This is a genomic window from Colwellia piezophila ATCC BAA-637 (assembly GCF_000378625.1).
In the GTDB taxonomy this organism is placed as follows: Bacteria; Pseudomonadota; Gammaproteobacteria; order Enterobacterales; family Alteromonadaceae; genus Colwellia; species Colwellia piezophila.
The window spans coordinates 246,120-261,844 of sequence record NZ_KB905163.1; the positions used below are offsets into that span (position 1 = coordinate 246,120).

Annotated in this window: 19 protein-coding genes; 12 read left to right on the plus strand and 7 right to left on the minus strand. The window is 39.7% G+C overall.

Annotation, left to right across the window (positions count from 1 at the left end):
• Positions 1-473 precede the first annotated feature (473 nt).
• The 7 genes from murA to mlaF form a co-directional block, all read right to left on the minus strand.
• The gene (gene murA / locus F580_RS0108370; protein WP_019027263.1) at positions 474-1,736 is read right to left on the minus strand and encodes a UDP-N-acetylglucosamine 1-carboxyvinyltransferase; all 1,263 of its coding nucleotides are present in this window, start codon (positions 1,734-1,736) and stop codon (positions 474-476) included.
• Positions 1,737-1,848: 112 nt separating this feature from the next.
• Positions 1,849-2,109 (minus strand): BolA family protein, encoded by a 261-nt coding sequence (locus F580_RS0108375; protein WP_019027264.1) that lies wholly within the window; start codon positions 2,107-2,109, stop codon positions 1,849-1,851.
• A 78-nt stretch (positions 2,110-2,187) separates the two neighbouring features.
• On the minus strand, positions 2,188-2,490 hold the full coding sequence (locus F580_RS0108380; RefSeq protein ID WP_019027265.1) for an STAS domain-containing protein: 303 nt from the start codon (positions 2,488-2,490) through the stop codon (positions 2,188-2,190).
• Positions 2,490-3,269, minus strand: coding sequence for an ABC transporter substrate-binding protein (locus F580_RS24205; protein ID WP_019027266.1), 780 nt, complete (start codon positions 3,267-3,269; stop codon positions 2,490-2,492). Before F580_RS24205 ends, F580_RS0108380 begins: the two co-directional genes overlap by 1 nt.
• Entirely contained in the window at positions 3,262-3,735 is a 474-nt protein-coding gene (gene mlaD / locus F580_RS0108390; RefSeq protein WP_019027267.1) for an outer membrane lipid asymmetry maintenance protein MlaD, read from the minus strand. The genes F580_RS24205 and mlaD overlap by 8 nt, the downstream gene beginning before the upstream one ends.
• 66 nt (positions 3,736-3,801) lie before the next feature.
• Positions 3,802-4,578, minus strand: a complete 777-nt coding sequence (gene mlaE / locus F580_RS0108395) for a lipid asymmetry maintenance ABC transporter permease subunit MlaE (RefSeq protein ID WP_019027268.1) — start codon at positions 4,576-4,578, stop codon at positions 3,802-3,804.
• Between the two features lie 86 nt (positions 4,579-4,664).
• Complete coding sequence (mlaF, locus tag F580_RS0108400) at positions 4,665-5,480, minus strand: phospholipid ABC transporter ATP-binding protein MlaF (protein ID WP_019027269.1); 816 nt, start codon at positions 5,478-5,480, stop codon at positions 4,665-4,667.
• 246 nt (positions 5,481-5,726) lie between these two features.
• Between mlaF and F580_RS0108405 the strand changes: the two genes are divergently transcribed.
• The 12 genes from F580_RS0108405 to mgtE all read left to right on the plus strand — a co-directional run bounded on the left by F580_RS0108405 (position 5,727) and on the right by mgtE (position 15,409).
• On the plus strand, positions 5,727-6,707 hold the full coding sequence (locus tag F580_RS0108405) for a calcium/sodium antiporter (protein WP_019027270.1): 981 nt from the start codon (positions 5,727-5,729) through the stop codon (positions 6,705-6,707).
• A 25-nt stretch (positions 6,708-6,732) separates the two neighbouring features.
• The gene (locus tag F580_RS0108410) at positions 6,733-7,698 is read left to right on the plus strand and encodes a KpsF/GutQ family sugar-phosphate isomerase (RefSeq protein WP_019027271.1); all 966 of its coding nucleotides are present in this window, start codon (positions 6,733-6,735) and stop codon (positions 7,696-7,698) included.
• The gene (gene kdsC / locus F580_RS0108415; protein WP_019027272.1) at positions 7,698-8,243 is read left to right on the plus strand and encodes a 3-deoxy-manno-octulosonate-8-phosphatase KdsC; all 546 of its coding nucleotides are present in this window, start codon (positions 7,698-7,700) and stop codon (positions 8,241-8,243) included. The genes F580_RS0108410 and kdsC overlap by 1 nt, the downstream gene beginning before the upstream one ends.
• Positions 8,240-8,809, plus strand: coding sequence for an LPS export ABC transporter periplasmic protein LptC (gene lptC, locus F580_RS0108420; protein WP_019027273.1), 570 nt, complete (start codon positions 8,240-8,242; stop codon positions 8,807-8,809). Before kdsC ends, lptC begins: the two co-directional genes overlap by 4 nt.
• On the plus strand, positions 8,799-9,416 hold the full coding sequence (gene lptA / locus F580_RS0108425) for a lipopolysaccharide transport periplasmic protein LptA (RefSeq protein WP_019027274.1): 618 nt from the start codon (positions 8,799-8,801) through the stop codon (positions 9,414-9,416). The genes lptC and lptA overlap by 11 nt, the downstream gene beginning before the upstream one ends.
• Positions 9,394-10,161: an LPS export ABC transporter ATP-binding protein gene (gene lptB / locus F580_RS0108430; protein WP_051092061.1), complete on the plus strand. Its 768-nt coding sequence runs from the start codon at positions 9,394-9,396 to the stop codon at positions 10,159-10,161. The genes lptA and lptB overlap by 23 nt, the downstream gene beginning before the upstream one ends.
• Before the next feature lie 117 nt (positions 10,162-10,278).
• The gene (locus F580_RS0108435; RefSeq protein ID WP_019027276.1) at positions 10,279-11,802 is read left to right on the plus strand and encodes an RNA polymerase factor sigma-54; all 1,524 of its coding nucleotides are present in this window, start codon (positions 10,279-10,281) and stop codon (positions 11,800-11,802) included.
• 24 nt (positions 11,803-11,826) lie between these two features.
• A complete protein-coding gene (gene hpf / locus F580_RS0108440) occupies positions 11,827-12,114 on the plus strand; it encodes a ribosome hibernation-promoting factor, HPF/YfiA family (protein ID WP_019027277.1) in 288 nt (95 codons plus the stop codon).
• Between the two features lie 106 nt (positions 12,115-12,220).
• Complete coding sequence (ptsN, locus tag F580_RS0108445) at positions 12,221-12,673, plus strand: PTS IIA-like nitrogen regulatory protein PtsN (protein WP_019027278.1); 453 nt, start codon at positions 12,221-12,223, stop codon at positions 12,671-12,673.
• Between the two features lie 32 nt (positions 12,674-12,705).
• Positions 12,706-13,560 (plus strand): RNase adapter RapZ, encoded by an 855-nt coding sequence (rapZ, locus tag F580_RS0108450; protein ID WP_019027279.1) that lies wholly within the window; start codon positions 12,706-12,708, stop codon positions 13,558-13,560.
• Positions 13,561-13,575: 15 nt separating this feature from the next.
• Complete coding sequence (locus tag F580_RS0108455; protein WP_040357064.1) at positions 13,576-13,851, plus strand: HPr family phosphocarrier protein; 276 nt, start codon at positions 13,576-13,578, stop codon at positions 13,849-13,851.
• 199 nt (positions 13,852-14,050) lie between these two features.
• The gene (mgtE, locus tag F580_RS0108460) at positions 14,051-15,409 is read left to right on the plus strand and encodes a magnesium transporter (RefSeq protein WP_019027281.1); all 1,359 of its coding nucleotides are present in this window, start codon (positions 14,051-14,053) and stop codon (positions 15,407-15,409) included.
• Positions 15,410-15,725: the final 316 nt, after the last annotated feature.

The following is a 15,725-nucleotide window of genomic DNA, read 5'->3' on the forward strand; positions in this document are numbered from 1 at the left end:
GGTTAGCTAATAGCTAACTTATAGATGTTTGAAGAAGGACATACCTGCAAAGGATGTCCTTTTTTATTGTCTTAAAAAGCTCTTTTTGACAACCCTTGCTCGGGCTCTCATCCTTGTGCTATGCGACCGTCATCATATATAGGTTACATAAGCGTAGATGAGGTTATCTCTCACATAATTCCTTTCCACTACGCCCTAAAATGAGTAACTACCTGAACTCTGGATAAGCAACACTTACTCAATATTCCCCTTTATCCTATTCTCAGCGTTAAAACGTCGATAAATAACCCGTTATTCATAATCTAAGTTGTTGTTTTTATTTAAACATCAAGTATTCATTATCCAAAGTTCAGGTTAACTGCATGTCAGTACGAGGAAAAGACATAAAAAAAGGCTAGCACCTTAATAGGAACTAGCCTTCGTTGATAACAAGTGATTATTTATTCACTTCTTATCGCAAATACTTAATCTACTTAATCTACTTTAATACGGGTGATATCAGCGCCTAAAGCTTGCAGCTTACCTTCAATACATAAGTAGCCACGGTCAATATGATAGATACGATCAACTTGCGTAGGTGTTTTCGCCACTAAACCGGCAATCACTAAACTTGCCGATGCACGTAAATCGGTTGCCATCACTTGTGCGCCGTTAAGGCTAGCAACTCCCTTCACTATCGCAGTATTTCCTTCTAAAGTGATATCAGCGCCCATACGTTGTAATTCAGGCACATGCATAAAGCGGTTTTCGAAAATAGTTTCAATAACCGTTGCTGTGCCTTCAGCTAAAACGTTCATAGTCATAAACTGGGCTTGCATATCAGTTGGGAAGGCTGGGTGCGGTGCCGTTTTTACATTTACAGCTTTTGCAGGGCCGGTCATTTCAAGCTCAATCCAATCATCACCTGTGGTAATAATTGCACCTGCTTCTTTTAACTTGCTTATCACCATTTCCAACGAACTTGGATCGGTATTTAAACACTTAATGTGCCCTTGCGTTACTGCAGCTGCCACTAAGAAAGTACCCGTTTCAATGCGATCAGGCATAACCGTATATTCTTTACCACGGAGCTCACTAACACCCTCAATGGTTAAAGTGTTAGTGCCAGCACCACTAATTTTAGCACCCATACTAGTTAAACAATTGGCGAGATCAACAATTTCGGGCTCACGCGCAGCATTTTCGATAACCGTAATACCCTCAGCTAATGCCGCAGCCATCATGAGATTTTCAGTACCGGTAACACTAACAGTATCCATGAAGATAGTGGCGCCAGACAAACGGCCTTGATTTTTAGCAACAATATAACCGTCTTCAACAGTAATATCAGCCCCCATCAATTTCAAGCCTTGAATATGTAAATTAACCGGTCTTGCGCCGATAGCACAACCACCAGGTAAAGATACTTCAGCATGCCCCATTCGAGCCAATAATGGACCTAAGACTAGGATTGAAGCGCGCATAGTTTTTACTAAATCATAAGGTGCACGACAAGTATCAATATGGCTAGCATCGATCATTAATTTGTCTTCACCAAGCCATTCTGTTTTAGCGCCTAATTGACCTAATAATTTAACTGTTGTTAAAATATCATTAAGTTTCGGTACATTACTAAAAACAATAGCTGTTTTAGATAATAGTGCTGACATCAAAATAGGAAGAGCAGCGTTTTTTGCTCCAGAGATCACGACATCGCCGCGTAGTGGTTTACCACCAATAACTTTAAATGCGTCCAAAATAACTACTACTTATTTAAAAATGATTAAAAAATATCGAATCAGTATACACAAAAATGCCTAGCAATAAAAAACTAGGCATTAAAAAAACATTTTAGTAACAACTTTACTGTTAATTAAACAGTTTATCGCGCTTCCACTGTGCTTTACTAAATGTTTTGACTGTCACTGCGTGAATTGTACCGTCTTTTATAATTTCAGCTAATGGCTTAAGAACCGCTTGTTGACGCTTAACACGGCTTAAGTCATCAAACATATCGCTAACTGCATTAATACGGCATTGAGAGCCATCAAATGTTACATGAACTTCATCAAGTTCAAGGGCCTCGTTTATTAATTTACTTACTAATTGTTCAATCTCACCAACTTCCAAGGGAGTCTCCTTTGTTCGTTATTGATACCCAAGCCACTTGAAGATGCATGTTTCACGCGGTTTGGGTATATATGGTTACTAATCACAGTTTACGGGTAATAAGCCATCTACACCACTTAAAGCAATTAGTTTAGTTAATTTCTCAGGGATATTGCTAAAACTTAACTGACAAGAGCTTTTCATTGCTTGCTCTAACAGGTAGAACAACCAAGCTAGACCAGCGGTATCTATCTTACTTACATGTCTTAAGTCAACATTAACAGCTCTATGGTCGAACCACTTAATATATTCATTATTTTTTATTTGTGCCACGCTATGACGACTTAACTCACCTGAAATGGCAAGAGTACCGTGATTTAGGACTATATTCGCTTTACTCACTATTTATCCTTATCAATCTTAACGACAGAGCCTTTACCCTTTACGGCTCTGTTTTTAATGACGATATCCCTAGTGCTCTTTATTTTTAAGAGCTCGGTAACATAAGGTAAGCCCTTTTGTCTAATAATACTACTTAGCTCTGCTTGTTTTGCATCAAGTAAACTAACACCTTCAGCCACCAGATCAAATGCTTGCCATTGTTGAGTTTTTTTATTTAATCTCACTTTAAAAGAAACATCAATGTCATCTCTGCCAGACATGATAATTTTAGTACGAACCGCCACGATCCTTTTATCGGCAAAGGATTTTTCAGGAGCAAACTCTACAGGTTGGTTTTCATAAAGGGTAAAGACTTGCGCATAAGAAGTTATTAAATACTCACGAAAAACAGGCACAAACTCACTACGTTCTTCCGCGGTGGTGTTTTTTAAGTGTTTGCCAATGACTTTAAACGCTGAGTACCTATGATTGATATAAGGCATAAGTTCTTCACGCACTATATCTTTCAATAAATTAGGGTTTTCTTGAATTGCCTGCTGCTCACTAGAAAATCGTTTAAAGGTTTTTTCTGCCGCACTTTTCACCATTTTATAGGGGTTGCTTTGATCTATAGTTTTTTGCTTAACTTCTGTTGTTGAGCTGGTATTGTTAACAACATTACTTGCCACAGTCATTTGGCTAAAAGAGAGTGTCGATAAAAGACAACTAATGATGACAACTAAAATAGTACCTTGGCGTTTTCCGGTAAAGTGTGAAAATAAACTTATCTTACTATTCATCATCACTTCCTTGACTGAATAAAAACTGACCAATTAATTCTTCCAAGACAAGTGCTGGTTTAGTATCTTCAATAAAATCGCCTGGCTGCAACATATCAACCGATTCATCGATAAAACCTGGTTGCACACCTAAATATTGTTCACCCAATAAGCCTGCCGTTAAAATAGCTACCGAAGTTGCGTCAGAAAACTGGTCATACTGGATATAAATGTCCAGGGTAACTACCGGTGTGTAATCTTCTGTATCTAGGGATATATCGCTAACGCGACCCACAACAACACCACCAATTTTTATCGGTGAACGAACTTTTAAGCCACCAATATTATCAAATTTAGCAAAAAGCTGATAACTCTCTCCACCACCGCCGATACCAGAATTTGCCACTTTCAGCGACAACATTAATAATGCTGCAATACCTAATGCAACGAATAAACCTACCAATAACTCTATTTTCTTAGACACCATGTCTTCCACCAACGCCTTGTAATAAAAAATTCAACAAAAATTAAACGAGAATAATAATTAACGTAATTACTTTACGAACATTAATGCCGTTAAAATGAAATCTAAACATAAAACTAATAAGGATGATTGTACCACAGTTGAGGTCGTCGCCCGGCTTATACCCTCTGACGTTGGCTCACAATCATAGCCTTTATATACCGCTATCCACATAACGATAAAAGCAAAAACAATACTTTTAATAATGCCATTTAAAATATCTTTTTCAAAATCAACTTGGTCTTGCATCACTGACCAAAAAGTACCTCCGTCAACGCCAAGCCAACCAACACCGACAACATGAGCGCCAAGTATGCCAACCATAGAGAAAATTGCCGCCAATAGCGGTAAGCTTATAAACCCCGCCCAAAAGCGTGGCGCTATAACGCGTCTTAAGGGATCAATCGCCATCATCTCTAAACTTGATAACTGCTCTGTGGCTTTCATCAAGCCTATTTCAGCCGTTAAGGCAGAGCCTGCTCGCCCTGCAAATAACAAAGCAGCAACGACAGGGCCAAGTTCGCGTAATAAAGATAGAGCTACCATAGGGCCTAAGCTAGCTTCAGCACCATAGCCTACCAAAATGGTATAACCTTGTAAGGCTAATACCATGCCAATAAATGTGCCTGACACTATGGTTATTAATAAAGATAGTACACCGACACTATACAACTGCTGCATTAACAGCGGTGTACCTTTACGGAAATTAGGCACATGCAATAATGCCGATAATAATAATATAACCGCACGCCCCAACCCACTTATCATATCAAGGGTTTGCTTACCCAAAAACTGTAACTGCTGCACTACTTTATGCCTCGTATATTATTATATCGAAAGTTATTACATCGAAAATGATTGCATTGAAAAAAATTCATTTAGTTTACTCTTCCCTAATATTGTTTGACGAGTTCATCACGATAAGCAGGTGCATCATAATGGAAAGGTACTGGACCATCGGCATCGCCTCGTACAAACTGCTGCACCAAAGGAGACGTGTCTTGGCGAATCTGCTCAGGCGTACCATGTCCTATCACTTTCTTTCCGGCGACAATATAAATATAATCTGCGATGCTCATTACTTCAGGGACATCATGAGAGACCACAACAGAAGTTAAACCAAGTGCATCACTTAAGGAACGGATTAAGCGAACAATAACACCCATCGAAATAGGATCTTGACCTGCAAAAGGTTCATCATACAAAATCAACTCAGGATCTAAAGCGATTGCTCGTGCCAATGCGACGCGGCGCGCCATGCCACCAGAGAGTTCATTCGGTTGCAAGTGCCTGGCACCACGAAGGCCAACGGCTTCAAGTTTCATCAGGACAATCTTCTCAATGATGGCTTCAGATAGCTGAGTGTGCTCTCTTATTGGGAAAGCAATATTATCAAAAACACTCATATCGGTGAATAACGCGCCACTTTGAAAAAGCATACTCATATGCTTACGAGCAGCATATAAGTCAGTACGAGAGAGTTTCGGGATATTTTTACCATCAAAAAATATATTACCACTTTCAGGTCTTATTTGACCGCCAATTAAACGCAGCAAGGTTGTTTTACCTATGCCGCTTGGCCCCATAATAGCGGTAACTTTCCCTTGAGGGATAGACAAGCTGATATCGTCAAATATGACACGTTCACCTCGTTTAAAGGTTAGGTTTTCAATTTCAACCAAATTTACTGTCGGTGTGGAGTTTGTCATCGTTCAACGTCACTGTTTCTTTTAATTGCTTAATTAGCAATGTAAATTCTTTAATAACTATGGATTTTACCTGAGCAACAATAATTCTTCATTAGAAATAAAGGAATTTCGAGGTAAAAATTGTAAGAAACTGATTGAATCCGCTTAAAACTAAAGCAAAACAATATTATTTTCGAATTGTTGACATTAATACTTCTTTTTTCCCTTACAACGAGCGACAATTTACTCTTAACTTTGGAGTCATTAATGCTAGAACAAATTTTTATATTACTCATTGCCCTGATTGCTTTAGTTTGGAGTGCTGATAAATTCGTCTTTGGCGCTTCATCGTTAGCGAGAAATCTAGGCATTTCCCCCATGATTATTGGTTTAACCATTGTTGCCATGGGCTCTTCCGCACCAGAGATGATGGTAGCGGCAACAGCATCAATGCAAGGTAACCCAGATACCGCCATTGGTAATGCTATTGGTTCAAATATAACCAATATTGCTATGGTACTTGGTCTTACGGCTTTGCTCCAACCGTTAACAGTTTCGTCACAAACAATAAAACGTGAAATCCCACTTATTTTAGCTGTCACGGCCTTAGGTTATTGGCTACTGATTGATAATAATTTAAGCTTCATTGACGGCATAATTTTAATGTCAGGCTTTGCCATTTATATCATTGCCTTACTTGTTATCACGTTAAAGCAAACCCAAGGAAAACCGAGTGATGACCCGTTAATTATCGAGGCAGAGCAGGACGTTGCTCCCGCGGTAAGTATGAAGTTATCCTTGCTTTGGTTAGGCGTTGGTATCATTTTATTACCATTGAGTGCGAGCTTTTTGGTTGATTCCTCGGTATTTATTGCTAAAGAATTCGGTATTAGTGACTTAGTTATTGGCCTCACTATTATTGCCATAGGTACTAGCTTGCCAGAGCTCGCCGCAAGTATCATGAGTATTATTAAAAAAGAAGATGATTTAGCGTTAGGTAATATCATTGGCTCAAATATCTTTAATATTTTAGCGGTATTACCTATTGCCGGTCTAATTACACCGGGTGATATTGATCCCTCGGCTGCCAGTAGAGATGCGCCTTACATGTTAGGGGTGACTTTACTGTTATTCATTTTATGTTTTAGTCGCCGCTTTGGTGCCTTTAGAATTACTCGTGCAAAAGGTGCCTTATTACTGTTAAGCTTTATCGCTTATCAAGTATTACTTTTTAGTCAATTGTCATAATAAAAGCTGATATAAATCAATCATTATGAAAAATTTTAAACAATTAGCCAAGAATGTCATTAAAATTGAGCAACAAGCCATTGCTGAATTAGAGCAATTTATTGATGATAACTTTGAACTAGCCTGTCAACTGATGTTTCATTGTAAAGGTCGTGTGATCGTAATTGGTATGGGTAAGTCTGGCCATATTGGCGGTAAAATCGCAGCGACACTTGCCAGTACAGGTACACCGTCATTTTTTGTTCACCCAGGCGAGGCCAGTCATGGCGATTTAGGTATGGTCACCAGTAGTGATGTGGTGTTAACCATCTCTAATTCAGGTGAAACTAGCGAAGTACTAGCTATCATCCCGGTTATTAAGCGCATTGGCGCTAAATTAATTTCAATGACAGGTAATACTGATTCAACCTTAGCTAAATTAGCCGACACCCATATATGCATTAAGGTTTCGGCTGAAGCTTGTCCGCTCGGTTTAGCGCCAACATCAAGTACTACGGCTGCTTTAGTGATGGGGGATGCATTAGCCGTCGCTTTGCTAAATGCCCGTGGTTTTACTGCTGACGATTTTGCTTTATCTCACCCGGGAGGCAGTTTAGGAAAGCGCCTATTCCTTCGCCTAAACGATATTATGCATCAAGGAGAACGACTGCCCGTAGTAACTGAACACGCACTTATCAAAGATGCCTTAGTTGAAATGTCCTTAAAAGGCTTAGGCATGACGGCGGTAGTTAACGAACAACAGCAACTTGTCGGCTTATTTACCGATGGTGACCTACGCAGAGTATTAGATAATAGAATTGATATTCACAGCGATAATATCAGTACCGTAATGACCCACAATCCAAGCGTCGCGCATCGTGATATGCTCGCAGCACAGGCCATAAAAATTATGGAAGATAAAAAGATCAACGGTCTTATTATTGTCGATAACAACAATGTTCCTGTAGGGGCGATGAATATGCATGATCTCTTAAGCTCAGGAGTACTTTAATGAATACTTTATACGGCGAAGTGCAAAACCAAGTTTTAGCTAAAGCTAAGCAAATAAAATTACTGGTATGTGATGTTGATGGTGTTTTTTCTGATGGCCGAATTTATTTAGGCAATAACGGCGAAGAACTCAAAGCCTTTCATACTAAAGATGGTTTTGGCATAAAAGCACTCGGGGCTAGCGGTGTTGCTGTCGCTATTATTACCGGCAGAAACTCTGCCATTGTCGCCAACCGTATGAAAGCGTTAAATGTAGCGCATATTATCCAAGGGCAAGAAAATAAGTTACCCGCACTGGTTGAATTAACTCAACAACTCAGCATTGACCTTAAAGAAGTCGCTTATATCGGTGATGATGTACCCGATTTACCCTGCATAGAAGCTGTCGGCCTTGGCATCAGCGTATCCGATGGCCATCCGTTGGTACTTAACGCGGCCAATTATACCACTTTCACTCGTGGCGGTTTCGGTGCGGTTCGTGAAACTTGTGATTTAATTATGCAAAGCCAAGGTAACTTAGACAGTGCCACAGGTGCAAGTGTATGAATCGATTAAATAGCCTAGCGCTATTTGTCTTGCTGTTAAGTGCGTTAGTATATGGCATCATGGAGTGGCGTAATTCTTCGATTGAAGAAGACACCTTGATTGTTGATGAGCAGAGACCTGACTTTATTGCCGAGCAATTACGCAGTAAAATTTACAGTGACGTAGGGCTACTATCACATACTATTGAAGCCGAGCGCATGGAGCACTATGCAGATTTAGAAGTCAGTTTCTTTGAGTTACCCAATTACACCTTGTATCCGAAAAAAGAAGGTAAGCCTTGGGAAATCAGTGCTCAAGAAGCAACACTTTATAAAGATAATCGTGTTGAGCTAAAGCATAATGTCCGTATAAGAGCCACTGAAATTGACAGTTTAATAAAAGAAATTCATTGCAAAACGATCGCACTAGATTTAAAAACTAATATCATTAGTTCCGAGCAAGCCGTGGTGGTGATAGGTAAAGACTTCACTATGTACGGCTCTGGATTAATAATCGATTTAAACACTAAACAGATGACCCTAACCCAGCATGAACGCACTATTTATAAACACCAAGATGAAAGCTAATATAACAAAGAGTACTTTTAGAGTACTTGCATTGACTTGTAGCCTTATTCTTTTAAGCCCTGCGCAAGCTGCTAATAAAGATTTAGAACAAGAAATCACCATCAAATCACAAAGACAAGCTGCCGATCTTAAAAATAAAATCGCTAGTTATTTAGGTAATGTCAGTATTCGTCAAGGCTCTATCTCTATTACTGCCGACATTGTTAAAGTATTCAGCCTTATTGATAAAAAAACGGGTATCAAAAGCGATACTTATCTAGCTAAAGGTAAACCGGCTATTTTTCAACAAATGCTCGACGATGGCAGCCTTATCAGCTTACAAGCCGATGAAATAACCTATAACCCAAATTCAAACAATATCACCATTTCGGGTAACGCATTGGTGAAACAAGCAGGCAGTGAAGTCAGTGGTGATATCATTACTTATAACACCTTAACTGAACAGCTCGAAGCACAAAGCGCTGATAACCGACCGGTTACTACCGTGCTGCAACCAACAATATTAAAAAATCAAAAAGAGACGCACGAAAAGTCTAAAGAAAAAAAGCCTACCGAAGCCAATAGCAAAACAACAATAAAAAAAGATGGTGACAACAGTGACCTCTAATACACCAAGCGCAGCCAAGGTTAATACCCTTATTGCCGATAGTTTGTCAAAATCTTATAAAAACAGACAGGTTGTGAAAAATGTTAGCTTACAAGTCAATGCGGGCCAAATCGTTGGTTTATTAGGCCCAAATGGCGCCGGTAAAACCACCTCTTTTTATATGATCGTCGGCTTAGTCCCCAATGATAACGGCTCTATCAAATTAAACGGGGAAGACCTAACCCTTGCTCCTATGCACGAAAGAGCTCGAAGAGGAATAGGCTACTTACCTCAAGAAGCCTCTATCTTTAGGAAACTTACTGTTTCTGACAATATCATGGCGATATTACAAACACGAAAAGAGCTAACTGAAGCACAACGCGTAGAGAAGCTTGAGCACTTATTAGAAGAGTTTCATATTTGTCATATTAAAGACAATACCGGCATGAGCTTATCGGGCGGTGAGAGACGGCGGGTAGAGATTGCTCGAGCCTTAGCAGCAGATCCGCAGTTTATTTTACTTGATGAACCTTTTGCTGGTGTTGACCCTATTTCAGTTGGCGATATCAAAAAAATCATCTTACAGTTAAAACAACGAGGCATTGGTATATTGATCACGGATCATAATGTCAGAGAAACACTAGACGTTTGCGAGCACGCCTATATTGTCAGCCATGGTGAAATAATTGCCCAAGGTACTGCTGAGGAAATACTTGCTAATCAAAAAGTCAGAGATGTATACCTAGGTGAACAATTCACGCTATAGTTACTGTATAAGTTAAGCGATAACTTAAAAATATTAACCAGACCAATTTGATAAAAGTAGCTATTCAATGCTAAAAGTAGCTGCTTAGAATAATAAATAGGAAATTATATAACCTAGATGCGCCCTACATTACAGCTCCGTATTGGACAACAATTAACCATGACCCCGCAGTTGCAACAAGCGATTAAGCTACTGCAATTGTCGACGTTAGAGTTACAACAAGAAATTCAAGAAATTTTAGAGAGCAACCCATTACTTGAGCTTGATGAAAAGTCTCAAAATGATAGTGATAGTGATAGTGATAAAAATAATCTCGAAGAAGCTTTCTCCACCAATACTAATGATAAAACTGACGAGCAACCGACGTCCGACGGCAGTGAAGAGCAACAGGCAAGTATAGACGAAATCAGTACCGCTGAAGCTATGGCGAAAAGTGAGATCCCCGAAGAACTTAATATCGATACCACGTGGGAAGAGAGTTACAGTGCAGGAGTATCCAATACGGGTGCGGTAAGCAGCCCCGCTGATGATTTCACTTATCAAGGTGAAACCCGTGATTCAATCCAAGATCATTTATTATGGCAAATGGAATTAACCCCCTTCACTGATACCGATAAAACCATCGCGATTGCCATTATCGAAGCGGTTAATACTGCGGGTTATTTAACCGTATCCCCTGAAGATATCCTTGAAAGTGTTGGTACTGACAATCTAGAGCTTGATGAAGTAGAAGCCGTACTGAAACGTATTAATATGTTCGACCCTATTGGTATCGCCGCCCGCTCAATTCCCGATTGTTTACTTATTCAATTAAACCAATTTAGCGCTGATACGCCTTATCTAAAAGAAAGTAAATTAATTATCCGTGAGCATATTGATTTACTGGGTAATCGAGATTACCGCCAATTAATGCGTAAGACTAAGCTAAAAGAAGATCAATTGCGTGAAGTCATGCGTTTAATCCAAAGCTTAAACCCGCGCCCTGGTGATGCGGTTATTAAAGGGGATGATCAATACGTTATACCTGATGTCACCGTTGAAAAGAAAAATGGTCGATGGATAGTTGAACTGAACTCAGACACAGCACCAAAACTTTCGATAAACAAGCAATATGCGGCGATGTCGAAAACAATGAAATCATCAACCAATGATGGCCAATTTATTAGATCAAACCTACAAGAAGCTAAATGGTTTATCAAAAGTTTAGAGTCACGTAATGACACCCTACTTAAAGTTTCAAACTGCATAGTACAACGTCAGCAAGGCTTTTTAGAGCATGGCGCAGAAGCTATGCGCCCTATGGTGTTAAATGATATAGCTGAGGCTGTTGATATGCATGAGTCCACGATATCTCGTGTCACCACTCAAAAATATATGCATACACCAAGAGGTATCTTTGAGCTAAAATATTTCTTCTCTAGCCATGTCAGTACAGAAAATGGTGGCGAGTGCTCATCGACAGCAATTCGTTCTTTAATTAAAAAATTCATTTTAGCGGAAAATCCTGCGAAGCCGTTAAGTGATAGTAAAATGGCTGATTTATTAGCCGAGCAGGGAATAAAAGTGGCGCGACGCACAATTGCTAAATACCGGGAATCGTTAGCGATCCCACCGTCAAACCAACGTAAGAGTTTACTTTAGAGACTACAAAAAAGGATCATGCTTATGCAAATTAATCTTTCTGGCCACCATGTAGAAGTAACAAGTTCATTACGCGAATATGTTGATAATAAGTTTTCAAAGCTTGAGCGACATTTTGATCACATCAATAATATTCACATCGTACTTACTGTTGAAAAGCTGATCCAAAAAGCAGAAGCCCGCGTGCATATTAATGGCAGTGAAGTATTTGCTTCAGCGGTAAATGCCGATATGTATGTCTCAATTGATACCTTAGTTGATAAACTCGACCGACAAGTTCTCAAATATAAAGGCAAGGTTTCCCAGCATTAAGTTGAGTCACCTTAGATAATGCTTTAAAGAAATTAAAGCAAGTAAGATCTGGCGCCCTTAGCTAAATGAATAGCACACACGGGCGCCTAAAACTAATAGCACTATTATGCAATTATCAGAAATACTAACAACAAGCTGTACTCGCTGTGATGAAACAGTAAGCAGTAAAAAAAGAGTTCTTGAAACAATATCTCAACTCGCCGCCAATCAACTCCCAGATTTTGAGCCATACCAACTTTTAGAGAGTTTGTTGGCTAGAGAAAAAGTGGGCAGTACGGGGATTGGCAATGGCATCGCTATTCCTCACGGTCGACTGCCCAATGCTAGTAAGGCGGTAGCGGTGTTAATTACCCTGGAAAAGGCCATTGATTTTGATGCCATAGATAACAGAGATGTAGACATTTTTGTCGCATTATTTGTACCTGAACATAGCTGTCAAGAGCATTTAAATACCCTGCAAAATATTGCTAAATTATTCAGTGACAAAAAAATGCTTAAACAGGTAAGAAAATGCCATGATACCCTAGCACTCTATAACTTGATTCAACAAGCAAGCTAGCGCTATATAACACAGTAGTCGGAAGATAATAAATGAAATTAATCATCGTCAGTGGTCGTTCTGGCTCAGGTAAATCAGTTGCGCTACGCGTATTAGAAGATCTCGGCTATTATTGCGTAGATAATATTCCTATTAATCTTTTACCGGCGTTAACTCACACGGTAATCAACGATTATGATAATGTCGCAGTAAGTTTAGATGTTCGAAACTTACCTGAAGATCCCCAGGATATTCCGGAAATCATTGCCTATTTACCTAGAGCCGTCGATGTCAATACTCTCTTTCTTGATGCGGATGATAAAGACTTAATTAGACGCTTTAGTGAAACTCGCCGCTTACACCCACTTATTAAAAAGAATATTCCGCTTGAGCAAGCGATTACACTCGAGAAGACATTACTAGAGCCGATCTCCACTAACGCCGATTTATATATCAATACTAGCCAACTCACTCCTCATCAACTTGCTGACTTAGTGAGAGAGAGGATTTTAGGTAAAAAAACAGGTTCTATGGTGCTGGTATTTGAATCCTTTGGTTTTAAACACGGTATCCCGGTTGATGCAGATTATGTCTTTGATGCGCGTTTTTTACCCAATCCTTTTTGGGAGAAATCACTCAAAGGTAAAACTGGCATTGACCTCGAGGTGAAGGAGTTCCTAGCCAGTCAAACCATAGTGACTAAGTTCATATTGCAAATAAACAACTTCATGATGACTTGGTTACCACATTTAGAACGTAATAATCGTAGCTATGTCACTATAGCCATCGGTTGTACTGGCGGTAAGCATAGATCCGTTTATATCGCAGAAATGTTGGCAAAAAACTTCCGTAAAGAGCGAGAAGACATCCAAACTCACCATCGAGATATTGATGTTAAATCAACCTAAAAAGCCCACAGTGCTGTGAGTGTGCTATCTAAGCAAGTTACCATTTGCAATAAACTAGGTTTACACGCGCGTGCTGCCACTAAACTTGCGCAACTAAGTCAAAGATTTACCGCTAAAATAACCCTAGAATTAGCCGGTAAAGAAGCTGATGCCAACAGCATTATGGCACTAATGCTGTTAGCTGGCGGTCAAGGTAAAAGTGTTAAAATCACAGCCCAAGGTAAAGATGCACAATTGGCGTTAGCTGAAATTTGCCAATTAATCTCTGATAAATTTGACGAAGCAGAATGACAAAAGCTAACGATAAAGACTAACATCAAAGATAAAAAAGCTGATAAAACCACTCACTTACGATAAACTTAAGTTGAATTTCAGCTGTTTCTACTAAAGCGATTTTCTATCATCAAATAACCCTCCGTTAGCCAGTTTTTCAGCGGTACACTCTTTAGAGGGTTTTCTGTGCACTCATCACTAAAAAAGCAGATTCGCTATGCCAGAAGTATCAGAGCAAGAGTTTAACCAACAACGGTTGCAGCAAGTTAACGAAGCCCTTGGTAGTGGCATGTTCGTCTACGTGCGAAAGTTACTCCAGAACATGCCTGCATATGATCTAGCCCTAATTTTAGAGTCTTCGACCACAAAAAGCCGACCGGTACTTTGGCAGCTCATTGATCCTGACTTTCACGGTGAAGTGTTAGAAGAACTTAACGAAGAAGTTCGTAAAGGTATCCTTAAAAGTATGCGGCCTGAAAAGCTCGCTGCTGTTGCCGAAGGCATGGATGTCGACGATTTAGCGGAGGTATTACGAACATTACCTGACAGTATATTTAACCAAGTCCTTAACACAATGGACTCACAGGACCGTAGTCGAGTAGAAGCAGCCTTAGCTTATCAAGAAGATACTGCTGGCGCTATCATGAATACCGACACCATCACTTTACGCCCTGATGTAAGTGTTGACGTGGTCTTGAGGTATTTACGACAAAAAGGTGAACTGCCTGAAGCAACTGACTCCTTTTATGTCGTTGACCCTAAAAACCTCTTTATTGGTGCGGTTTCACTGGCTTCTATAGTAACCGCTAAAACTGATGTTATCGTTTCTAGTCTTATTAATGCTGAAATTGAAGCGGTGCCTGCAGATATGACTGAACAAGATGTTGCGCAGCTTTTTGAACGACATGATTGGTTTTCAGCCCCGGTTGTCGATGGCTCAGGACATTTGCTTGGTCGTATTACCATTGATGATGTCATTGATATCATTCGTGAAGATGCTGAGCATTCGATGATGAGTATGGCCGGTTTAGATGATGAAGCAGATACCTTTGCCCCGGTAATAAAAAGTACTAAGCAACGCTCATTATGGCTTGGCGTCAATCTTATTACTGCCTTAATGGCAGTCGCTGTTACCAGTATGTTTGAAGGTATATTTGAACAGTTAGCTATTTTAGCGGTATTGAATTCTCTCGTGCCTAGTATGGGTGGCGTTGCGGGTAATCAAACCTTAACACTGGTTATTCGTGGTATGGCATTAGGCCACGTGGGTGAGAGTAATGCTCGCGCACTCTTAACCAAAGAAGTTGCCATTGGTTTTTTAAATGGCATTATTTGGGCGGTGCTTATTGCGACCGTGGTGGCAGTTTGGAAACAGGATTTAATGCTTGGCGCTGTTATCGCGTTTGCCATGCTAATGAATATGACCGCAGCAGGTTTAGCCGGTGTCAGTATTCCGCTCTTATTAAAACGCCTTAAAATTGATCCGGCTCTCGCTGGTGGCGTAATTATTACTACAGTGACCGATGTCTTGGGGATTTTTGCTTTCCTAGGCACAGCGACACTATTTCTGACCTAATATTACCCTATTCATTAATTAACCAGAGTTCAGGTTAGTTAACCTCAACTCTGGATAAGCAAAGTTACTCAAAAAGCTATTTTAGGCGATATCAGCGTTGGTATTCCTACCAATAACCAGTTATTGGGTACGTAATACCGCCTTGTTTTCACCAAAACTATCAATATTGAGACGAATAAATAAACTTATAGCATAGGTGTTTATGCTATGCGATTGATAATAAATAAGTACTTAAAAAAATTAACATTCATTATCCAGAGTTGAGGTTAGTTAACGAATCGACAAGCGACCAGAGTATTGACAAATTCCACTGATA